The sequence below is a fragment of the Lysinibacillus sp. FSL K6-3209 genome (genome assembly GCF_037976175.1).
Lineage (GTDB): Bacteria > Bacillota > Bacilli > Bacillales_A > Planococcaceae > Lysinibacillus > Lysinibacillus sphaericus_D.
Genome location: NZ_CP150264.1, coordinates 3,707,104 through 3,729,717 on the forward strand (window position 1 = coordinate 3,707,104; position 22,614 = coordinate 3,729,717).

Genomic DNA, 22,614 nt, shown 5'->3' on the forward strand with positions numbered 1-22,614 from the left:
TACTTAACCCTGCCATCGCTTCACATTTTAATGAGTGTTGAGGGTGGATTAATGATTATATAATGATGTAGTAGAATCATAATTCTTTGCTTTGTCATAAATCAATATAACTCATTTTATTATTATTTTAAGATAATAAATCCCTTAAATCTTTTCTTAAATTATTTAATGCCTTTTTATAATTATCATTTATAGCTATTTTCAAGAAATCTTCAGTAATTTTATTTAATTCATTTACTCTTGATTCACAAAAAGAACCTATAGCTCCTCCTGTCTTATTAAAAAGAGGAGTTTGTTTATAAAAATTATCAGATAAAAGATAACTAAAATCTTGCCCCTTATTAAAAGCGCCTGCTACAGGTATTATTTTTCTTATTTGGTGATAGCAAATCTTCTTTACAACATACTCCGGTTCTTCTCCTTTTTGTAATGATAAATTTACATTAACGTCTCTATGTTTCAAATAGTCTAACCATTTACTTAAACTAATTACATCAAAATCTTCAGTTTCAAATACAATATAACATTCAATTACACTAGGGCTAGATGTAATTGCAGTAAAAATTAAATCTTCATCACTTTCTATTGAAGAAACAAAGATTGGTGTATATCCAAATAATTTTTCAATAGGTAAATTACTAACTCCTTCACCGTTCGTATACTTTGAAAATGCTGGTGCATAATAATCTTTTTGTGTCTGGATAAGATAATTCATTACATTTACAGGTTGCCTAGTTACAAATAACATAAATATCCTCCTATGTATCCCTTTTAAATAGAACTAGCAATACTAACTTTAATTATAGTTGGAACTCCCACATTTGCAAGGATTTGTAAAAGTTTCGAAATCTCATTAGTAGTTTGAATAGGTAGAACTTTAAATCGAATTGTGTTTAGAAGTATCCTTTCTTTCGCTCGTCTTCTTCTCTTTTCGGATATATGTATAATAAATCCTTTTCAAATTGTTGCTTTTATTCTTCAATACTAGAATTGCCATCACCCTCTAATTCTCATAATTCCTGAATTTTTTAGTATCTTATCCTTCGTAAGATTATTTTAATCTGTAATATGATTAAATAAATTTTTAAATAAAAAACGTTAAACAATCAACAGAAAATGACTGTTTAACGTCCACGTATTAAAAATAAATTTTAGTAACAGTAGCTTTTCCTCGAATTACATCTTCCTTCGCTTTAGCTTGACGAACATTTTTCTCTAACTCTTCAATGTCAGTCGAAGTAGCATCGCCAGCGAGTTGCAAATCAAAGCCAACGAAATTTGAAGAGTAGCCCTTAGCCTTCACTAACTCTTTTAATTCAGTTAAAAAATCGAGACTGATAGCATCGTGTGCAGAGTTGCGTTCTTTTGTGCTATCTTCTTGTTCTTCAACAATTGTACTTAACTGAATTGTAATTTGACCGTTGTACCACTTTAGCATTTATAAGACCTCTTTCATTTTAGAATCAAGTTTTAATCCATCCAGAAACCCAACTAGATAAACTTGTTGCAGAATATTATGCTGATACTCAAACACTAAATCATGAATTTTTTCTGTAAATTCATCCCGTGCCTCTTTATTCAAAGATAAATTAGATTGATTTAGCAATTTGTCGATACTCTGCGATAAACCTTCATTTTTTACATTTAAACTGATTTCATACAATACTCCATCAACGCGTTGATTCAAAAATTGTTGCATTGCTGCATTAAAATTATCGATAATAGCCATCTCCTTTTATGCAGTTTTTTAGAATTCTCAATAATAGTATAAAACATTAAATATTGATTGTAAAACGGAATAATTGTACGCTTAAATTGACTAATTAACTGGAGTTGATAGGACGATGAATTCAGTATCAATCGGACGTACAATAAGAAGTTTACGAAAACAAAACAATATGAGTATGCAAGAATTAGGCGATAAAGTCGCACTATCTCAGGCCTCAATCTCTAGACTAGAAAGCGGTGTCACTGATATAAACTTTGCACAACTATCAAATGTATGTGAAGTATTTGAACTTACACTAACTGAATTTTTTGCTATGGTCGAAAAGCAAATGGACTTTAAATTAGATGTCTCTCCTGTAGAAGTTAAAACCATCGACGACAAATTAATTGATATCATCCAGCAGTTATCAGATGATCAAAAAAAGGGGCTGTATGTTTTATTACAACCATATGTAAAATGAAAAAATCGCTACTTAGAATCTAAGTGGCGATTTTTACTTTTTAAAGATAATACCTGGAAGTGTTTTTGTTTCAAAATACTAAATTTACTAGTAAAAAAGCAAAAATTGAATACGCGAAATATACTCAAAGCCGAACTATTTAAAAAAATCCTTATTTACTTTAAAGACTGTCTAATATTAGAATGACAAAATGGAAGAGCTGCGTTGGAAATTGAGATTATTCCTTTACATGCTACATATAGAGTTAAAACTTTATTTATTATAACTAAAACCAAATGTTTACCTTTAGAAGAGAGACTCTGAATAGTTACCACTAGTGGTTGCCATTATTGGCTCTTTTATAGTAACCAATAGTTTAAATTGATAATATTAAACATATTGCTACTTGACTAAACTGGTCATCTCCCCTTTATAGAAGGGATTCTGAATAGTCACCGATAATGGTTACTATAACATTTTTTATAGTAACTATTATTAGTTATCATATTGGCAAATAAGTACTTTTAATAGTATCTATTCGATATCATTTAGGGGATTTCAAATGAAGCGGTTCGCTAATAATTAGGAATCTAACTATCTGTTATGATGTAAATGGCATTACTAATATTTGCTTTACGTTTTAAATGATAGAAAGCTATAGCGATTTTTAATAGTGTCAAAATTAATTATCCATTCTCATCATAAATTGAATAACTAAAATCTATATAATCATCTACCGTTGTTCCTTCTTCTGGATTATTTTATGCCCTCCAAACTTCTGATACTCTTTGCCTCCATCCTTAAAAATTGAATTACATTTATAGTACCTAAAATCATAATTATGCTAAGATTCAATTGTCATTACACTGTTTGCAACTTATTTTATTACGAATGATTTTTTCATTATTTATGCCTCCGTATTAATAAATTTCTAATTTCTTTAATCTATTCAACCATCGTTTCATACACTTAAGGGGGTATAGCTAAGTATACCCCTTTAAGTGTATGAACGACTTCATAACCCCAAACCTATATAAGGCCTTTATACGTCTATGTTTCATACGTGCAATTACATGGCTTCCGAGCAGACAAATATCTCTGGAAAACCCCTATAATGATCAAAAAATATATAAGTCACATCACATCACATTTTTGGGGACTATTTTGTAATATTTTTAGCTTTAATCAGAGTCTTTTAGTGACTTCAAATACCTAAGGATTAAAGGTATTCTATTTCTCAAAGGCACTTACAATTTAGGCATTTATTATTTTATTTACTTTCACACTCTTCTTTAACTACAATAATATAAACCACCTTTTTAGCAAATGCTATCAACTTTTATTCCAAGTCTCTTATAAAGTGAATGTTCATCCCCTAACACATCCTGCGACATTTCTTGTTGGTGCTGTTTTGATAAAAACGAAGTAAGTAAGGATTAATGGCATGTTTGGCTAATAGTGGTTACATAGAATACAACGGTCCTAGCAGCACTGAAAAAAAGAAAAGCAGTTACTAATCTCTACACTCCGGATTACCGAATGACTAAACTACCAAACAACTCCTCTAACTTATCTATAACTCAATGTTTGCAATAGAACGATCTCTTTTTAAATTCAAGAACCGAAAAAATTATATCCAAAGTACTTTGTATTACCTAAAAAAGGTATTTATAAAGTTATTTAGAACCATTTTATCATTTCCACCCCGTTTCCTTCTTGAATAAGGACTTAATAACTATTATCATTTCATTATTATTAATTACTTTAGAAAAAGAGGTCTATATAATGAATGATGACATCTTCTTAATATTGTTATCAACAGATTTTAAAGACATAAAGTCCATTACTCATCTAGCTCATAAGTTACCTTTTAAAGGCGAGTATATAAGTATGGAAGATTTTTTTCCTTTGCTTTATAAACTACTTCCTCGAGAAGATCTGAAAAATATCACAGATAAACTTACAGTTGAAAACTTTATTTTTGTGTCTTTTAATAACGCAGGATTCCTAAATAGTCTAACTAATGAAATTAAAATGTTATTAGATGACTTAAAAAAGAATAGTACATCTGGAAATGCTATAAACCGAATATATAGCTTGATTAACTCAGAGATTTCTGTTGTTAATCCTGAACTGCAAATTGTACCAACACTTACAGATGCTTCACCTATACTTACTTTTAAATTTAATACTGTACGAGAATATCTCTTTTTTATTACCGCTAAATACATCCACATGAAAAAAGAATATTACATTTGTAGCTTCTGTAAAGAGCCTATTTTTAATGTTACACCAAAACAAAAAAGTAATTTAAGCAATCATAGAACCATTCTCCATCCTCACTGCCGAGATGAATATAAAAAACAAAAAGATCGTGAAAGAAAAAGAAAAGCATCAAAAAACAAAAACTAATTTTGAACATATAGGAGTCTATAACTATGCTAACTAACAAACTCATTTGGGCTGATATAAATAGAGTCATTCCTAATCCCAAAAACCCTAGAAAGGACCCTAATTTCAAATCAAAAGAAATGAAACATATTCTTAAGACTAAAGGGTTTGAAGAAGCTATCGTTGCTTATAAATCTGGTCCTTTTTACTGCATACTTAGTGGTCACAGAAGATGGCAAGCGAGTCAGTCTCTTGGATTGAAAGAAATCCCTATTTATTTAGTTCCAGAACCTAAAAACACCTTGGAAGAATTAGAAAGATTGGGATCAATTCAAGGTAATCAAACTGATTGGAGTCCATATGAATGGATTACGCACACTATAAATTTATTTGAAAATGATTTAAATTCTAAAATCGAAGATATTGCAATTAAATTAAGTGAGTCTATTCCCACAATAAAAAAACGCATTGCTGTGGGTAAGTTTTACGAGAGAAATGAAATTGAAGTTCAGTTAAACAATAATACCTACTCTGTAAATATGTTAGATACCATTCGCCTATGGTGTTTAAGAGTGAAAAAATTCCATCCCAACTTGTACCATGATTTAGGCGAAAAATATATTAAAGAGATAATGCTTAGAAAATTTGAAAACAAGTGTCTACACAGTGAAATTTTAAAGGGCAATTATATAGAAAAGGCTACCCAAAATGAGTTAATGACTTTTCTCTTTGACCCAAACAAGAAAATATCTTCTTTTATACAGGAAGTAAATTTATTAAATAACACAACTAAAAATTATGATGTCAAAACAAATGTATCCATCATAAAAAAGGCGACAAAAAACATTAATGGTATTAAATACAACAGAAAAAATGAAGCATCAAAAATACTAGAAGAAATCAGGAACTTAGAGAATCAAGTTGAAACCTTATTAAAAAAATTAAATTCTAATTAATAACAGATAGGAGTAATCAAATGACACGTTTACATTTAAAATATATCCCTATAGAACAAATAAAACCCAACCCTTTAAACCCCCGCAAAGACTATAAAATTGACTCTGAAAAATTACAACGTATTCTTGAAAATCGTGGATGGGAAACTGCTATCACTTGCTATCCGAAAGATGGAAAATATATTATTTTATCTGGTCATCGTAGACATTATGCAGCTAACCAAATTGGAATGAAGCAAATACCAGTATATGTTGTTTCTCCTCCTGAGAGTATTGAAGAAGAATTAGATAGACTTTCTTCAGCTCAAAGAGGTAAGGAGGATTGGACTACCTATGAATGGGGTAAATATATTTTTGACCTTTCTAATAATAGTACAGAAAATTGGACTATGAAAGAGCTTGCATATAAAACGGACAAAGGAGTGAAAGTTGTACGAGAAGCTTTAAAAGTTTTTAATTATTATCCTCATATGGATATTGAAGAAAAACTTCAGAAAAAGAATCTTTCCATTACTATATTAGCAAGAATAGTAGATTTTATTGGGCAATTAAAACAACATCACCCTGATATTGTAGAGGAACTTTCTGAACAAATGATTCGTGATAGTCTAGTTAATAAAGCTGAACACAAAAGAATTACTTCCAATCATTTGAGATCAGATAAATTGTTAGAAACTGCTCCTAAATCCGTTCTAAAAACATTTTTTAGAACACCTAAAATGAATTATATGGAAGTTTATTCTTTGATTGAAGAAGATGAAATAATCATCGATTCAAAAATTAAAAGAGAGATTAAAACATTACAAAAAAGAACTACCGAAATTTCTCAAATGGACACTAATAATACTGAAGACTCCATTAAATTGTTTAAAGAGCTAGAATCACTAGACATTTTTATTAAGTTGAAAAAAGAAGAACTTGAAGAATACTTAAATAAATAACTATATTTGTACATGTGCCAAATCTTTAAAGGCATATGTACTTTTAGTCAACCCTTTAATATATCCTTCTTCCTTCGTAACACTTACTGGAGGCCAGAACCGATGGGGTAATTAGGTTATCTTCTTACACTTTATTTGCTTGTAGCATATTTTCTTCTTATATATATTTCTTTATACTAGAGTAACACACCCTTTACTAACCTTAAATCTCAACCTTTGTAAACTCCATTCCCTTCACCTTCAACTGATTAAATAAATTCGCTAATGCCGTCTCGCCGACATTGCGGTACTTGCCTAATAGTACTAGCTCTTTCGGGAGATCTTTAACATGTAAAAAACCTTGTTCTTGTAACGAGTTAAGCAAGCTCGTTTGCCCAGGAAAGTCGTCCTTCGTTAACGCAACATTTCCTAATGCCTCTGTTAAAATAACAAAATCTGATTTGTAAAATAACAAGACTTCGCCGCGATATTGCTCCATCAATATTTTGCGCTTTTGTTCTTCTTCAACGAATAATCGTAATTCTTCAAAGAAACATTCATCATTAACTTCTTTAAATCGCTTTACATGCCGGTGCATACCTTCTAATTGATATGGCAGTTCACTCATAATATGTGCTTGCTGTTCCCCATTCAAACGAATTAAAAACGTTGTCGATTTTGGGAAACGCTGTGGCAATAAAAATGCATCACGTAAAAAATCTGGTATCTCTACAAATTGTTCTTTATAGTAAATTCTGCGACTAACCTTTTGCTCGGTTACAACATTTTCTGGCCTCGGCTGTTTTTGTACAAACGTCTGCATTAATGCTTCAATATGTTCAATTAAATATTCACTATCAGCCGTGCTTTTCTCAGGAATCGGCTCAATATACTCAGGTACCTCAATTTCTGGTGATGCATATATTTCGATAAACCATGTCAAAATCAAATGTTGATACTCCCAACAAGTTAATGCTTCTCTAATTAACATTTTGCGCGTACCATCATGACTTGCTGTATTTCCTTGGCGACGAACGAAGTGAATCGCATTATCCGTTGTCGGGGTAACAATACCTTCATTTTTTAACTTCATTTGTAATTCACCGAAATTGAACTCGCTATGCTCAAACCCTTCCAATTGTGCAACTTGACGAACTAAAGTTTCTGCCATTGTTCGCGCTGTTTGCATCGCTGCTCTGGGTGAAACAAAAAGGAGCTTTTCGATATCTTGCGTTAGCTCAGCTAAACTTGGATTAATTCCGTATAAAATTTCTTGTAATTTTTGTGACACTATTTCACACCTACTTGTTTAATTTTTTCAATAAAATATGGAATTTTTTCTTTATACTTATCTTTGTTTGCTAAGCGTAAAGAGTACTCTAGCTTTTTCAAATGATACATTGCTTCTTTTGGCAATTGTTCGAGTATGATGTTGTTTTGTGTAATAATAGATTCATTTCCACTTCGGATGAGTATAGATGTACTTCTTCAAGAGCTTGCCCAGTCCAAAAATACGCTCTTACTTGGAAATCATAATCTTTATAATAACCTGTAATAATTTGTCCATTTTCACTTTTTAGCTCATGTTTAGGAAAAACATTTGTCCGTCTTCCTTTCTTATCAAAAAAAAAGATATTGTTTATCAGTTGCATATTCAAACTGAAGATTAGCATTCGAATCTTCCGCTTCATTTTTTACGACAGCAAAAATAATTTGTAGGTGGTTTTCCCCTATAGATTGTGCAAAACGAACATCACCAACACTTGGATCTGCCCAAGAATCGAACAGCTCATCATATGGATGGCTATGATAATATGCTACAAAATCACTCGTCGTTACTAGCTTTCTCGATTCTCTAAGTATGATATTTACATATTCATCTGGCAATACACTATCCGCTGTTTTCTCAATAACGTTCCCAATTGGAAACGTATATTCACCGATTGACATTTCATTTTGTTCACCAAATATTAAACCAAAGCATTCCTTTTGCTGACCGCGCTTTGGATAATGGCTAATACAGTCAAGTAGCATGGTTGTTAATGTATTGTTGATTAATTCTAAGTGCATAAAAAAACCCTCCATAAATTTAAAATGAAAGCGTACCAGTTTAAAAACATGATACGCTCTCTGTTCGTTATATTTGATTTAACAAGCCCTTTAACGCTTCAAATTCTTCCTCCGACAACGTAATACCTTTCCCCATCTTCTCACGATTTGGCGCCCATTCGCGGATGTCATATTTCGGGGCATTACCATTCCAGCTAATACGGTTCAATTCTTTCTTCCAACCTTTTGCTGATTCAGATAACACACCAATGTGTTCAACAACTTCAAATTTGATTTCTGCCATTTAAGAATCCCCTAACTTTTAGTAAATTTGCTCTAGTTCGACTGCTCGTTTGAATGTTATGCCTGTATTGATAGCGGCAAAGTGCTTTTCTCCACAGCGAATTTTTCCTATTTCTGTTTTGCGTAAATCTTCCGCCGCTACACTTCCTTTTGTCTCCACAATAAAGTACAGTTTCTCTTTACCGTCTTCTTCAACAGATAATGCCCAGTCAGGATTATAGTTTCCGAGCGGTGTTTTGATTTTAAAATCTGCTGGCAATTTAATATAAAACTTTACATTCGGATCTTGTTCGCACGATTCTGCAAAAGCTCGTTCAATGTTAGAGTCAACAATAACATGATCATAAGGAGAACGATTGTCTGAAACTTTCACAATACTATCTTCATACGATTCAATTTCTTCTTGATTGAATAAGCTTTGATCGTACACTTCTTCTGTTTCTAGTTTTTCATATTTAACGCCATCAACCATCGCTAATCGCTTTGCAGCATTAATAATGCGTGCTGCCTCTAACATATACATTTGTGGATTACGTTTAAAATCATGTAACGTGCCACTTTGCTTTAAAATAGCAATTATCGTTTTACGAGTCAGCTTTGTATCTTGTTGTAACTCTGTTAAAATATCTGGTGCTTTCGTATATTCACGCTGAACCGTGCTAAAGCTTGTTTTAACAGTAGTTTTTTCTTCAATTCCCGCTTCTTCAATTTTTAACTGCCTGCGCTCATATTCGAGTTTTTGAATACGTACTAGGAGTTCATCACGTAATTTGTCTGCTGCATCTTTAATAAATTGCTCGCTATCAAAATAAATCGAATAAGTCGTTTTATATTTAATGCGTTCCCATAGTTCAATAAATGGTCCAGATAACGCCTCTTTATTTAATCTAACCGTTTCTTTTTTCGCATGATCTTTAATTTCGACCTTTTCCGTATTAAACTTCAACTCAATTGCAGCAATAACCTTCTCCGTCATATCTGGTGCGAGTATTGTATACTCTTCAGGCAGTTCAAACACTTGATCTTTAATAGCTTTCGCTAATGCAACGGTCCCTTTACCTTTTGAATCAATGTATTCTTGCTCAGTTAGATATTCAACAAGTTTTCTCGAATATTCATGACCTAATGGTTTTTGATATCCAGTAAGCTCATCTACTTCTAAAACTAGAGAACTAAAGGTTTCGTTCGTGAAAATACCAAACTCCATGCCATCTTTTTCATACTCATGTTGTAAACCGCTTGCAAAGTCCTCATAACTTTCGTTTGCCATAACCGTTAATGTATTTACTTCGAAGCCATGTACACGCTCACCATTTTGATTAACAGCTATGCGGAGACCTCGACCGATTTTTTGGCGCTTCGTAAGTTCATCTTTCGAATCAATTAACGTACAAATTTGGAAGACGTTTGGGTTGTCCCATCCTTCTTTTAAGGCTGAGTGTGAGAAAATAAAACGCAATTTATGAGCTGTTTTCGTCTTCCCTTTTTCTTCATCATACATCGTCAGTAAATCTTCTTTGTCTTTCATGATGATTTGAAAGGCACTTTCATCCTTTTCCCCACCATTTTTAAAATTACCTTTTTTATCGATTGAGAAGTATCCATTATGCACTTCTTCAACAGGAACATGACAATCACGAAGCTTTTTATATTTAGGAGATTTTAATACATCCTTATACTCTTCTTCAAAAATTTGACCATATTCACCTAAATAATGCTTACCTTCCTCATCGTACTTTCGGTAGTTTGCTACATTATCGATGAAGAAAAGACTTAACACTTTAATTCCAGAAGCATTTAGCTTTAGCTCTTTATTTAAGTGTTCCTCAATTGTTTTACGAATTTGACCGCGCTTAACCTCTAAATCGGCATAGTGTGCCTGGCTTAAATGAATAACTGATGGCTCGCCTGAAAACTCAATGTACTCATTATCTTTTTCAGACGATATATCGCGAACATAACCAATCTCTTCATACGCCGTTAACTTTGTCTTTTTTACTAAGTCATCATTTTTCTTTAATGAGATAATCTTTTTCTCAATGCCAGTTTTCTTTTTTTCAAAAACCTCTACGGTTGCTGTAACAGAAGTCTTTGTCGCTTTAATACCTAGTAATCGTAAGTGAGCCACATTACCATCGATTGTACGTTTAACGCCTGCCACTTCGATTTGCTTTACTAGCTTGTTTTGATACGCTTCAACTGGTCCCAATTTATAAAGTAGAGGATAACCTTCTTCTTTGTGCGTTGCAGAGAAACGGAAAACAAACGACGGATTTAAGGCGGCAACCGCAGCCTTTGCATTGGCTGTATTATCTACACTTTGTGGCTCGTCAATCACGACAATTGGATTCGTTTCCGCAATATAATCCTTAGGTGAAATACCATATAAGCTATCACGATCATTACGATTAAAAATATTATCTTCACTATTGAATGCTTGAATGTTGATAACCATAATTTCCACATTTTCGTTTGAAGCAAATGCTCGTACATTCTCTAACTTAGAACTATCGTACATAAATTCGCGATAAACAATTCCATGCATTTGCGTTTTAAAATAATCTTTTGTCATTTGTAACGTCTTCATGACCCCTTCTTTAATCGCTACAGAAGGAACGACAATGATAAATTTAGTAAATCCATATTTACGGTTCATTTCTAATATCGACTTTAAATAAACGAATGTTTTCCCTGTCCCTGTTTCCATTTCGATATTAAATTGTGGAAATAGAGATGGGATAGATTGAGTAATCGGAATACCTTGCTTAATTTGAATTTGCTGCACGTTTTGTAAAAGTTTACTTTCCGAGACATCTATTTTATTTCCGATTCCCTTTTCACCAAATAGCTTTCCTTGTGCATCTTGATCCATAATCGTAAATTCTGACTTACGAATTTGTTGCCCTTCAAATACACTTAATACAGCGTTTATTGCATCTGTTTGATACGTTAATTCATCAAATTGAATTTTCATTTCTACTCACCTCTAAATCGTTAACAAGTTATCTTCTGGATAACCTGCATCTTTTAGAATCTCCATACAATTCAATTTATCTGAATCATTGCTGAAACCTGCATCACTGAAAATCACGCTACTTGTCTCTGTACCATGCTCATCACGGCGTGCAATAATCGCTTTAGCAATGTCTGTCGTAATCTCTTGTGATAAACAAATGAACAGACTTCCATAAGCGATGTCGTAAATCGTTTTTCCTTTTTCTTCAAATGTTTCAATTGGATATGTTAACTCTAAACCTTGTTTTAACATAATTTCATACACAATATCTAACTCTGAACGACCATCGATAAACGGAGTTTCATATAAATCTAGTTCATCTGCTAAATTAGCAAAATCAACATTCCATTCACGAATGTTAGATGTATCAAGTTTTAACACTTTAAAGCCAATGTCAAGTGAATCTAGATCTACAGTATTTTCATCAAGCATACCCGCTTTTTGTTGCTTTTCTTTTAGTTCAGCTATTATTTTTTCTCCTGCACGACGAATACGTTCTTCACCAATATCACAAATTGTACGGTAACCATTTTTATAAGCCTCTGATTTTTCATCTAAAACTTCTGGTAACTGTACCATAATGAATTTTCGGTTCCCACCATCTTCAGCGTTCAGTTGCATCGTTGCATGTGCTGTAGTTGCTGAGCCAGAGAAGAAATCCAAAACTATATCATCTTTTTTTGTATGCATTACTAAAAGTTGTTTAATGAATGCAACCGGTTTAGGGAAATCAAAAAATAATTTCTCTTTCAACAAAATTTTCGAATCGATTTGTGAATCATAGAATAGTACAGATTTAGGAGTTTGAACAGGATAATCCAATAGATATCGCTTAGGAGTAGGTATTATTGTTTCATCTTTACCAAAGTGCCACATATTCTGTGATTCCATTTCCCTTATAGTACTTTCTTTATATCGCCATCCATGAGAAGGTTTGTTACATGGTTTCTGAGTTATAGGATGAATGATTTCACTTTCAGTATTTCCATCAGAAACTCCACCCGGATTATCGGTTCTATATACACCTTTATTATCAACATAATAATAATGGTCAAAGTCATAAAATCTAGGATATTTAACTAGTTGTTTTAATTCATTTTCAACTTCGGTTTGACTTAAGTTTTGTGAAACTAAATAATTTGCCCGTTTAATAAATTCTTTAATATTATTTTTTGGTACATTCCAATTAGAATTTGTTAAACTATTTTTATTTTTACAATATACCAAACAATATTCGTGATTAGTGCCTATATGCTTTGCTTGATTTTTTGAAGAATTATTTACATGAATTAACTGTGCAATAAAATTATTTTCTCCATATATTTCATCGCAAACTTTCTTTAAGTTACTTTGTTCCTTGTCATCTATACTAATAAAAACAATACCATCTTCACTCAACAAATTTTTAGAAACTTTCAACCTAGAATAAATCATATTTAACCAATCTGTATGAAATCTTCCGTTACTTTCCGTGTTCGTTGAAAGCCTATTTCCTTCAGAATCTATTTGACCAGTTTGCTCTAAATAATTATTTATACCATCCTTAAAGTTATCTTTATATATAAAATCATTCCCCGTATTATATGGAGGATCGATATATATCATTTTAATTTTGCCATTATACGATTTTTGTAGAAGTTTCAATACTTCTAAGTTATCTCCTTCAATATAAAGGTTCTCTGTTGTATCAAAGTTTTTACTTTTTTCTGAAACAGGTCGTAATGTACCCTTTGAAGGTTTTTGAACGCCTAAGATCATTTTTTTCTTACCAAGCCATGTGAACTGGTAACGTTCTTGTTCCGTTTCTACAACTTCTCCTAATACTGTTTTGAGCATATCAAAATCAATTTTATCGCCATCTGTTAAGATTTCTGGGAATAATTCTTTTAAACGTGCAATATTTTGTGCCGTTATATCTAATGATTCTCCGTTCATTTTATTAACCATTACCTTGCTCCTTTTCTATTAATGCTTTTTTTGCAAGCTTTACTTTATTTGCTGCTTGTTGTAACTCAATACGCTTATTAAGTTGTGTTTCTTTTTTTGCCTGCTTCACGTAATCATCAATTTGTGCTTCCATGACAACGAGTTTCTCTAGCAAATTATTTTGTAATGAAACTGGTGAATAAATGTTATAACGAGAATGTAATTCAATTTGTAACAATCGCTCAAGCCACGATTCATAAAACGTTTTTAAATTAGTTTTATTAAGATTTTCAAAGTTCAACTGTTCTTCCACTTGTTGAAGTGTTACGATTTCTTGCACCTCATAAAGAGTTTTACTTGCTAACAAACCATCCTTTTTCTTCTCATGTGTCGCAAACACCCATTTAGTACGTGTTTCATCAAAGAATAAAATAACCAATGGATTTGGCAAAATGCTCATAAACACTTTAAAAATTTGTGCTAACTTCTTTAGTTCTTTTACGTTTACTGCTAAAAAAACGATTGAATCGTAACGCTCTGTTTCACTTTCAAATACTTTAATATTCGTATTATTAGTTTGGATTGTCGCTAATATACGAATACCTCTCGAAACAATTTGTTCAGAAATGATTTTTTTTTGAGCAGTTGTTAGCTTGTTTTCCATTTGATTATACGGCAATGTTTTCAGTATTTGTGTTGCTTTAGGAAAACTGATTGCTTTTAATAACTGGCTTTCATTCATTGCGCTTCATCCTTTACAACTAGAAATGAAATTAATTCGATTTCATCGTCACCTAAGTCTAACTGAGCTTGTAATGTATTTGCACCGAAGCTAAACAAGCTTTCAAACCCAACCTCTTCTTGTTTATCTTTAATTATATTTACCGCCTGCTTCAATAAATCCTGATAATGCTCCATTTCCGACGCATCACTTGTTTGTTCATTGAACAATTGAACTGCATCAATCTCAGGCTCTTTTTTTCCAAGTACTAGTTTACGATAAACATCTAAAACTTTCTTCGCATGTGTGTAATGAATAAACGCTTCACCTGCATCAGTAACATACAATAAGATGTATGGAGCAAGACTATTACTTTCTATCGCTACGTCTTTATACTGTTTAAAGCAGAAAATAACACCTGGCTGTGCTTCTGGCAGAATCTCATTACTAACAACTGCATATAAGCCTTTCGGTGCAATTGCTAGCTCTTTTTTATATGATTTTAACGCTGTACTTAAATCGCTTTTAAAATCCGTATACGTTAAGTCAGTAATTGAAATAGCACCAGAAACATCTTCTAAGTTTAATACATCATTTTGCAACGCTTTTAGCTGGTTTCTACGATATTCTAAATCATTCATTTCCTTTGATGACGCATCTAAAATATCTTCTTCCCCCGAAGCAGAAGTATTTAATATTTTCATACGTCCTTTTACACGTTCTTCCAAATTGATGTATTCATCTAAATCCATGTTCGGCCAGAAGTTAACTAGTTGAATTTGTGTATTTGTTGAGCCGATACGATCAATACGTCCAAAACGTTGAATTACACGTACTGGGTTCCAGTGAATATCATAGTTAATTAAATAATCGCAGTCTTGTAAGTTTTGACCTTCTGAAATACAGTCTGTCGCAAAAAGTATATCAATCTCATCTGTACGTTTATTATCCACTTTGTGTCGTTCTTTCGATTTCGGTGAAAAGTTGATTAATATGTCATTAATGTCTTTTAACCGAACACCTTTTAATGTACATTTGTTCGCTCCGCTTCCTACAACTAACGCGGAATGAAGCTGCTTATTCAGTAAACGCTCTGATAAATGGTCGTACAAATATTTGGCTGTATCAGCAAAGGCTGAGAAAATGATAACCTTTTTATTTCCTGGATTTATTGGGTTATCGATTTTTTCTTGAATTAAATTTACTAATTGTTCAAGCTTTGCATCGCGCGTAGTCGAAATTTGCGTTGCTTGTTGCAATAAATCCTGCAATGTAGCTAAATCAGCACGTAAATCGCCTGCCCATTTTAATGCGTCAATATCATTTAATTGAATTTGAACTTTGTCACTACCAACTGTGATTGCTTCAAGTTGCTCATCATCAAGCTCCGTTGCATCGTCATACTGTTCCGAATATGTTTGCTCGTTTTGAAGCTCTAAAGTTTGAAGTGTCCCTTGCATTCGTGCGACTAACTTTTCAAGCGTAAGCCTAAATGCATGAATTGAACTTTCTAAACGTTTGAACAAGTTAACTTTCATTAATGCTGCTACTGCATATTCTCTATCCGTTTGTTTAAAAGTCGATTGACCGTCTTTTACTTTTGTGTCATACATTTCTTCGTAATGCTTACGTTTATGTGGTAAGACATATTTCATTGGTTGATAAATACTAAAACTTAATGACTCCAGACGCTCATTGACTTCGTTCATTTCTACAAAGCGTTGTTCTGTGTCCACATCCGCTTTAATTGAAATCGGTTTTAATCGTGTTGGGAAACTACCTATATCTTCAACGTTATAATATTTTTCAATATGCTTACGACTACGAGCAATCGTTAATAAATCAAGCAATTGGAAATAGTCTTGCTCGACCATATTTAAAAATTCTTCTGTAGTTCTCTTCGGTGCCGGCAATGCTGTCCAACGATTAAACGCAGCTTGTGCAGCTCGTAACGTTTGTTCAATACTCTCAATACCTTCTTGTTGTAGTGCATGGTCATTATCTTCCATAATAAAGGCAATTTGATTTTTAATATCATTCATTTTATTGTTTACAGGTGTAGCAGAAAGTAATAGCACTTTCGTTTTTACACCTTTTTTAATGATATCCCGCATAAGCTTTTGATAGCGCGTTAGTCGGCCCTTGTGCGCATTGTTATTGCGGAAGTTGTGCGATTCGTCGATTACAACTAAATCATAATTTGACCAATTTACCGTATCGAGACGTATTTCACCTGACATACCGCTTTCACGGCTTAAATCTGTATGATTTAATACATCATAGTTAAAGCGATCTTCATTTAAGACATTTCTTTTATCGTTCTGCGTATAGACAGTCCAGTTATCACGTAGTTTTTTCGGACATAAAACTAGTACACGATCATTTCGCAGTTCATAATATTTAATGACTGCTAGAGCCGAAAAAGTTTTCCCTAACCCGACACTATCAGCTAAAATACAGCCATTATATTTCTCCATTTTATCAATCATGCCGAGTACACCGTCACGTTGGAATGGGTAAAGCTTATTCCAAATGACCGTATCTTTAAAATTGGTTCCCTCTTTAATAATATTATCCTCTGAAAGACCTTCTAGATTTTCAGAAAAAATATTATAAAGCGTGACAAAATATAGCCACTCTGGTGCATTTTCTTTATAAAAGGCGTCCAGTTGTTGCAATACTTCAGCAGTAATTTCCTTAGATTTTGTTTCATCCTGCCAAAGTCTATCAAACTCTGAGAGCATGTTTTGTGTAACACCCATCGTTTCTTTCATGACAGTATAACTAGCTTGTCGATTCGAAGGTGTAATGCCTAATCCATCCGCTGTAAATTCAATTTCCGATTGAATAAAAACGTCTTCATCTGTTTTGTTTTTAATCATAATTTGTTTAGGATACATTACTTCCCCTAAAATCGTTTTAAATTCCGCATTTTCACGAATCCATTCTGATAATTCTCTTGCGATCTGTTTAGCTACCATCTGATTTCGTAAAGGAATTTCAAACTGATTTCCCTCTAACTGAATCTGTTGGCCTTTTCGTTCTACCAATTTAAATTGATTATTTTCATCGATTTCTTGTTTATAAAAAGTTGGCTCTGTATAGAGAAAACGTAAAGATTCACCTTTAGCTAACGCTTTCTTTAACTCTTGAAAGACATTCATACTAAATTTTGCAGAAGCAACTGCAATTTTGGAACCTTTTTTTATTTCATTTTTCATAACTTGGACGAGGGTGTTGTTCCCTTTATTATCGACTAAATCTATTTTCAACCATCTACACCTCTTACCTTACATTTCTAATAATTGATCGAAATAACCATCTTTTTCATTCGGATTAATATTGATTAATGTGCGACGATCTAACAATAAATTGCCCCATTCACAAGATGTTTCAGATACGAAAGTACATGCATGACATGCCGCCCCGTTCGCTGACGTATGATATTCAAATTCTCCGTCTGAACAGATTGGATCTGAAGAACAATAGCTCATTTTCTCCAACGACCTAATAATAATAGGTAATAACTTCTCACTCTGTGCTAAATTTGTTAAACCACCTAAACTTCCTTCTGAATCGCCAGAAGCAGTGTAAATAAATACGCCATACATATCTTCACTCGCGTAAATACGCTCTTTTAAAGATGTCGTTGTGTAACCACAATGAGCAGCTAATTGTTGTAACAATGCGTGACTAAATGTATGCAGCAAGATTTGACGTGGCAAAATATCTAATTGAGTATTATTAAATTCTTCACGGTAAGCATTATATGACTTAATAATAGCGCTCGTTACCTGTTCGGTTTGTTCCCATTGTAGTAACTTCTCTATATTAAATTGAAAGAAAATACCCTCACCGTAATTTCGCACAGCAGGTAGCCATTTGGGTTCATTTGTTATAACGACTGGCTGTGTTTTCACTTCATCATCTGTAAACCGATCAATGTAATCTAGACGAGTAAATTCTTTTAGCACTTGAACTTCCGGTACAGAATCTATGCGGAAAATACCATCAAAATACGGTACTAAAATTGGTGCAATGTCGACTTTTTTAGATGAAAAATGTTCTTCGTTTATTTCATCCTGTATTAATGTATTCCACTCCTGCTTTTTAATCGATTCATAGGTCGAACTTTCTTCAAGCGTTATTTCCCCATCTAAATATCGTTTGATAATAGGTACAAATGAAGAAGGGATATTTTTGAAACTACACGCCATCTCAAGACCTGATTCACCCATACCTAGATACGCTTTACTAAAATTTTCTTTATCTTTTTCTACTAAATATAGAACATCGAATTCAGAGCTAGAAGTTGTTAAAGGAACCTGTAAAAAGCTCACAATCGACGGTGAATATACATTAGAGGCCCCGCGTAATGTTGTTTTCATTTTGCAGTTACATTTCTGTTTTGCACTTTCACTAATCCAAGGTCTTTCCCCTTGGCAATCAAATAAACTGTGATTATCTCTTTCTTCGGGCTTCATAATATTCCCCAAACTTTCACTATGCTTACAATGCAAGCAAATTACGTGTAAGTCTGATAATGATCCACTTGATCCACGCGTTTTCAACATTAATCGCGGATCTTTAGATTGTTCTGTACAAGGCTTATTTCGATGAATCCATTCATCATAAGGAAAATCCGAAAGATGTCCATTTTCACATGCTAATACAAAACGGCTTGCATATAGCTCCTGTAGATCGTCTTCATTTTTGCGCGTACAATAGTAACACGTAGCATTATCATACCTCGTCATATTGTGGCATTTCGGACAGATTTTCCATTTTGGGAATTCAACTGCTTTTATTTTTTGTTTATCAGGATTTTCATTTAAAATACGTACATGATCTACACCAAGAAAAGATGTAATTCGGACATCCTTTTCTTGTGGCGCCCTTCTTGTTTGCCACTGATCCGCAGATTTAACAATAACACTTTGATTTAATAGTTCAACGATTGCCCCTGGTCCTGATTGATATATTAATTGGGACGGTCTGATTGTTTCATTTTGTTCGGTCATGATTTTAACACCTCAATTTCAATAGCTGCTTCTACGTTTCTCAGTGACATCATAGCTGGACGAGCATCTTTTACTTTTACTTCTTCATTAAAGTTTTTTAATAAATATGCTTTTACATATTTCGATTCTTTATAGGCTAATGTATTTTCTGCATATTTGAAAGCTTGCTCTTGCCACCATTCTAATATATCCTTTACTTCCGATTCGATTGTTGCACCGTAAGCTTCCAGGACTCTTTCTAAAAATTGAACGGTAGCAGTATCTACTTTATTTTGTAGCTGTACTATTTTTTTCGGACTTTGCTCAGCATTGATTTCCATAATCGTTTGACGAATATACCCAATAAATGTACCTGTCAACCCTTTATATAATGCCCCTTTAGCAAACGGGGTCACACTCATCGTTTCTACATGACGATATAACGCTTGATGATACACTTTAAAACGTTCGAAATGTGATAAGTCTCTAGAACGCAGTGAATTTAATAGAATAAACACAATCCCTGGATATTTACGCCCCACACGACTTGTTGCTTGAATGTATTCTGAAGTCGTTTTAGGTTGTCCTTGTACAATCATCGTTCCTAAACGATCCACATCGACGCCTACAGAAATCATATTCGTTGCGAGTACTGCGTCAAGAACGCCCGCTTCATCCATTGTTTTTTCCATTTGCGTGAGTAATTGAGGAATTTCTTGGGCTTTTTTTCGACTAGTTAATTCTTCAACTATTAAATCGTGTTCAAATTTGTTAGTTGGATCTAACATATTTAATCGTGAGTTTATTTCGTCTTTAAACGTAGTGACCATCCCTGCCAATTCTTTAACCGTATTGAAATAACCTAGCATTGTATAATATGGATCTTGTTTATACTTTGGTTCACTTCTGGTAATTGTTGCATAAGCACTATATGTTTGAATCGCTTGAATTTTATTACTTACCCCCGGCGCACATATTCCTACATAAAATCGCCCTGGCTTTTCAGAAGTAGGGACTTCCTTTGAAACAAAATTATCATTTACTTTTTGCACAGCTAATGGGAACTGCTGCATTTTTCGTCCATAGAGCGCTCGAATTTGCTCGTCCGCACCACTAATCGTCGCAGTTGAAGCGATGACTTTAGCCGGTCTTCCATTATGTCTTGTTAATAAATCAATCGCTACCTCATATAAGCCTGTTAAAGAGCCTAGTGGACCTGAAATCAAATGAAGCTCATCTTGAATGATTAATTCAGGTGGTTTCAAACGATTAATACGACTGTATCCTCTTGGAGTAGATTCGCTATATTCAAATCCTTTCTCTCGGTGATAAACATTTTTATTTCCAAATAGCTCATGCATATCTTGTTTCCATGGTAACTGTGCGATTTTATCCACTGTGCCTATTAACAATGTTGGTAACTTCTTGTAAATTGCCTCATCGATTGTATATACAGGAATCCCATGTTTAAAAGTACATTCATTATTAGAACAACATATTTTCTGAGAATTATAGTTAATTTCATACTGCTCTGGACCTAGTTCCGACCCACACCATGGACAATGCATTAGCTGAATAGGATTGCCAGTTTTAACTTCCTTACCTTCTAGTAATTGTTCAAGCTTATCCATTGCATCTTCAAATTTATTAGGTGATGAATCCTTTCCAATCCACAGCCCTATACTAAATGGCTCTTCTCCAAATAATTTTGCATTCGGCTTACGCAAAACTTCTGCCGCGCAAATCAAAGCTGCAGCCCGTTGGAATTGTTGAGTTGTTAATAAACGTAATGTATATCGCATAAAAACTGTAACTCCAGCGTACTTGTCTATTTGATTTGGCGCTAATAATCGGCGGTAAGCCATGACATAAGCAGCTACTCCTAAATACGCCTCTGTTTTACCGCCACCAGTTGGAAACCAAATTAAATCAACAATTTCTCTATCTCGATGTTGTTCATCCGATGCGCCTGCAATATTCATGAGTAAAAATATTAATTGGAATAAACGCCATTCGCCATCTAATGTGGGTTTTATTCGCTCACCTGTTGTACGATATGTTTGAGCCACTGAAGATTGCGCACGTTGCAATAACATTGCGCGGTTAGCAAACTGAAACGCTAGATAACATAGAGAGTTGTTACTTTCCGTCACAAGTGAAATACCTTCTTCTAAACGTTGAATAATTTCATTTACTTTTAAAACGTTTTGTTCTGCCTCAACTTTTAAATGATCTTGTAGCTCATTTACTATTTGCATTTCATGATTCAACCACAATTTATAAGCTGCTGGTATAACACTTAATTTTTCTTTCAATATATCTGCAGTATATTCACTTAAATCCTTCATCTTAAATGACTGATTTTCGATTTTACAATGCTCCACATTCGGCAATTCATATCGTGGCATCCATGTTGAATAAATCGTTGTAATATTTCCAACTACTTCCCAATCAACCCCTACACCATGCCCTATTGCTAGCTCTTCTTTATCACGATAAAGAAGTTCATTTTGGACATTATACTGATCAGCCTTTGATGTAAATTTAGCAACATGAATTGTAGGTATATGTACCTTTAACGAGCTTTGAAACATGACCTCATTTTGTAATGGGTACTGTTCCCGCTTTAAACTATTCATTAAAAAAATATTTACGTGATACAAGTTATTTCGATAAGTAACGGTATAACGTACTTTGCCGTACTTAGAGTCATTCAAATTTTCCAGCGAATCGGTTCTATTTTTTGAAAGGTCAATTTGCCACTTTTCTGATTGTGACATACGTTTATGTTCTTTATCCTCATAGATAGCCCAAGATGCTTCTATTTCAACAGTCGTTAATTCCTGTAATTTAAAACTAAATCCCATCGTAGAAGGACGAAAGAGCTTCTTTGTTGTAAGTTGCTCACTTAACTCTTCTTCACTTACTTGTATATGCGTTTCTATTGCGTTATCTCGCTCATTTACTACATCCGATGTTGAACCTAACGGAACTAATTTACCTGTTAAATAAAACTGCATCGGTCTAATGTTTTCACCAAGTATTTCATCTTCTCTGCGTGGGCCAACTAAATATGATTCTAATTCATGAATTAAGTCTTTACGTAAAATTGAATATTGCTCCATCTGACTTACACAGCCTTTCACTTTAGGTAGTTTCTACTA

17 protein-coding genes are annotated in these 22,614 nt (G+C 33.3%); 4 read left to right on the plus strand and 13 right to left on the minus strand.

Annotated features, from left to right (window positions below; translation table 11 throughout):
* Window positions 1-127 precede the first annotated feature (127 nt).
* From MHH88_RS18075 to MHH88_RS18085, 3 genes are all read right to left on the minus strand, one after another.
* Window positions 128-748 (minus strand): hypothetical protein, encoded by a 621-nt coding sequence (locus MHH88_RS18075; RefSeq protein WP_339259812.1) that lies wholly within the window; start codon window positions 746-748, stop codon window positions 128-130.
* 390 nt (window positions 749-1,138) lie between these two features.
* On the minus strand, window positions 1,139-1,438 hold the full coding sequence (locus MHH88_RS18080) for a hypothetical protein (RefSeq protein ID WP_339259814.1): 300 nt from the start codon (window positions 1,436-1,438) through the stop codon (window positions 1,139-1,141).
* Window positions 1,439-1,729 (minus strand): hypothetical protein, encoded by a 291-nt coding sequence (locus tag MHH88_RS18085; protein ID WP_339259816.1) that lies wholly within the window; start codon window positions 1,727-1,729, stop codon window positions 1,439-1,441.
* A gap of 115 nt (window positions 1,730-1,844) precedes the next feature.
* Between MHH88_RS18085 and MHH88_RS18090 the strand changes: the two genes are divergently transcribed.
* The 4 genes from MHH88_RS18090 to MHH88_RS18105 all read left to right on the plus strand — a co-directional run bounded on the left by MHH88_RS18090 (window position 1,845) and on the right by MHH88_RS18105 (window position 6,456).
* Window positions 1,845-2,189, plus strand: a complete 345-nt coding sequence (locus MHH88_RS18090) for a helix-turn-helix transcriptional regulator (protein WP_258860361.1) — start codon at window positions 1,845-1,847, stop codon at window positions 2,187-2,189.
* Window positions 2,190-3,953: 1,764 nt separating this feature from the next.
* Window positions 3,954-4,580, plus strand: a complete 627-nt coding sequence (locus MHH88_RS18095) for a hypothetical protein (protein WP_339259819.1) — start codon at window positions 3,954-3,956, stop codon at window positions 4,578-4,580.
* Window positions 4,581-4,606: 26 nt separating this feature from the next.
* Window positions 4,607-5,515: a ParB/RepB/Spo0J family partition protein gene (locus MHH88_RS18100; protein ID WP_066037118.1), complete on the plus strand. Its 909-nt coding sequence runs from the start codon at window positions 4,607-4,609 to the stop codon at window positions 5,513-5,515.
* Between the two features lie 20 nt (window positions 5,516-5,535).
* Complete coding sequence (locus tag MHH88_RS18105) at window positions 5,536-6,456, plus strand: ParB/RepB/Spo0J family partition protein (protein WP_339259823.1); 921 nt, start codon at window positions 5,536-5,538, stop codon at window positions 6,454-6,456.
* Window positions 6,457-6,658: 202 nt separating this feature from the next.
* Here the strand turns inward: MHH88_RS18105 and MHH88_RS18110 are convergent, their stop codons facing one another.
* From MHH88_RS18110 to drmA, 10 genes are all read right to left on the minus strand, one after another.
* Window positions 6,659-7,726: a DUF4145 domain-containing protein gene (locus tag MHH88_RS18110; protein ID WP_339259824.1), complete on the minus strand. Its 1,068-nt coding sequence runs from the start codon at window positions 7,724-7,726 to the stop codon at window positions 6,659-6,661.
* Between the two features lie 97 nt (window positions 7,727-7,823).
* Complete coding sequence (locus tag MHH88_RS18115) at window positions 7,824-8,087, minus strand: hypothetical protein (protein WP_339259826.1); 264 nt, start codon at window positions 8,085-8,087, stop codon at window positions 7,824-7,826.
* Window positions 8,056-8,505: a hypothetical protein gene (locus MHH88_RS18120; RefSeq protein ID WP_339259828.1), complete on the minus strand. Its 450-nt coding sequence runs from the start codon at window positions 8,503-8,505 to the stop codon at window positions 8,056-8,058. Before MHH88_RS18120 ends, MHH88_RS18115 begins: the two co-directional genes overlap by 32 nt.
* Before the next feature lie 67 nt (window positions 8,506-8,572).
* The gene (locus tag MHH88_RS18125; protein ID WP_315060156.1) at window positions 8,573-8,788 is read right to left on the minus strand and encodes a YdbC family protein; all 216 of its coding nucleotides are present in this window, start codon (window positions 8,786-8,788) and stop codon (window positions 8,573-8,575) included.
* Between the two features lie 18 nt (window positions 8,789-8,806).
* Entirely contained in the window at window positions 8,807-11,761 is a 2,955-nt protein-coding gene (locus MHH88_RS18130) for a DEAD/DEAH box helicase family protein (protein WP_339259832.1), read from the minus strand.
* 12 nt (window positions 11,762-11,773) lie between these two features.
* Window positions 11,774-13,750 (minus strand): site-specific DNA-methyltransferase, encoded by a 1,977-nt coding sequence (locus tag MHH88_RS18135; RefSeq protein ID WP_339259834.1) that lies wholly within the window; start codon window positions 13,748-13,750, stop codon window positions 11,774-11,776.
* On the minus strand, window positions 13,743-14,471 hold the full coding sequence (locus MHH88_RS18140) for a DUF4391 domain-containing protein (protein WP_339259836.1): 729 nt from the start codon (window positions 14,469-14,471) through the stop codon (window positions 13,743-13,745). The genes MHH88_RS18135 and MHH88_RS18140 overlap by 8 nt, the downstream gene beginning before the upstream one ends.
* Window positions 14,468-17,722: a helicase-related protein gene (locus tag MHH88_RS18145; protein WP_339259838.1), complete on the minus strand. Its 3,255-nt coding sequence runs from the start codon at window positions 17,720-17,722 to the stop codon at window positions 14,468-14,470. Before MHH88_RS18145 ends, MHH88_RS18140 begins: the two co-directional genes overlap by 4 nt.
* An 18-nt stretch (window positions 17,723-17,740) precedes the next feature.
* Window positions 17,741-19,471 (minus strand): DUF1998 domain-containing protein, encoded by a 1,731-nt coding sequence (locus tag MHH88_RS18150; RefSeq protein WP_339259840.1) that lies wholly within the window; start codon window positions 19,469-19,471, stop codon window positions 17,741-17,743.
* The gene (gene drmA, locus MHH88_RS18155; RefSeq protein ID WP_339259842.1) at window positions 19,468-22,575 is read right to left on the minus strand and encodes a DISARM system helicase DrmA; all 3,108 of its coding nucleotides are present in this window, start codon (window positions 22,573-22,575) and stop codon (window positions 19,468-19,470) included. Before drmA ends, MHH88_RS18150 begins: the two co-directional genes overlap by 4 nt.
* Between the last annotated feature and the right edge of the window lie 39 nt (window positions 22,576-22,614).

Bases quoted from the DNA above. Each gene is read 5' to 3' on its own strand.
- MHH88_RS18090 (WP_258860361.1), top strand. From the start codon at position 1,845: ATGAATTCAGTATCAATCGGACGTACAATAAGAAGTTTACGAAAACAA.
- MHH88_RS18075 (WP_339259812.1), bottom strand. From the start codon at position 748: ATGTTATTTGTAACTAGGCAACCTGTAAATGTAATGAATTATCTTATC.
- MHH88_RS18130 (WP_339259832.1), bottom strand. From the start codon at position 11,761: ATGAAAATTCAATTTGATGAATTAACGTATCAAACAGATGCAATAAAC.
- MHH88_RS18115 (WP_339259826.1), bottom strand. From the start codon at position 8,087: ATGCAACTGATAAACAATATCTTTTTTTTTGATAAGAAAGGAAGACGG.
- MHH88_RS18120 (WP_339259828.1), bottom strand. From the start codon at position 8,505: ATGCACTTAGAATTAATCAACAATACATTAACAACCATGCTACTTGAC.
- MHH88_RS18140 (WP_339259836.1), bottom strand. From the start codon at position 14,471: ATGAATGAAAGCCAGTTATTAAAAGCAATCAGTTTTCCTAAAGCAACA.
- MHH88_RS18150 (WP_339259840.1), bottom strand. From the start codon at position 19,471: ATGACCGAACAAAATGAAACAATCAGACCGTCCCAATTAATATATCAA.
- MHH88_RS18100 (WP_066037118.1), top strand. From the start codon at position 4,607: ATGCTAACTAACAAACTCATTTGGGCTGATATAAATAGAGTCATTCCT.
- MHH88_RS18135 (WP_339259834.1), bottom strand. From the start codon at position 13,750: ATGGTTAATAAAATGAACGGAGAATCATTAGATATAACGGCACAAAAT.
- MHH88_RS18105 (WP_339259823.1), top strand. From the start codon at position 5,536: ATGACACGTTTACATTTAAAATATATCCCTATAGAACAAATAAAACCC.
- MHH88_RS18085 (WP_339259816.1), bottom strand. From the start codon at position 1,729: ATGGCTATTATCGATAATTTTAATGCAGCAATGCAACAATTTTTGAAT.
- MHH88_RS18125 (WP_315060156.1), bottom strand. From the start codon at position 8,788: ATGGCAGAAATCAAATTTGAAGTTGTTGAACACATTGGTGTGTTATCT.
- drmA (WP_339259842.1), bottom strand. From the start codon at position 22,575: ATGGAGCAATATTCAATTTTACGTAAAGACTTAATTCATGAATTAGAA.
- MHH88_RS18095 (WP_339259819.1), top strand. From the start codon at position 3,954: ATGAATGATGACATCTTCTTAATATTGTTATCAACAGATTTTAAAGAC.
- MHH88_RS18080 (WP_339259814.1), bottom strand. From the start codon at position 1,438: ATGCTAAAGTGGTACAACGGTCAAATTACAATTCAGTTAAGTACAATT.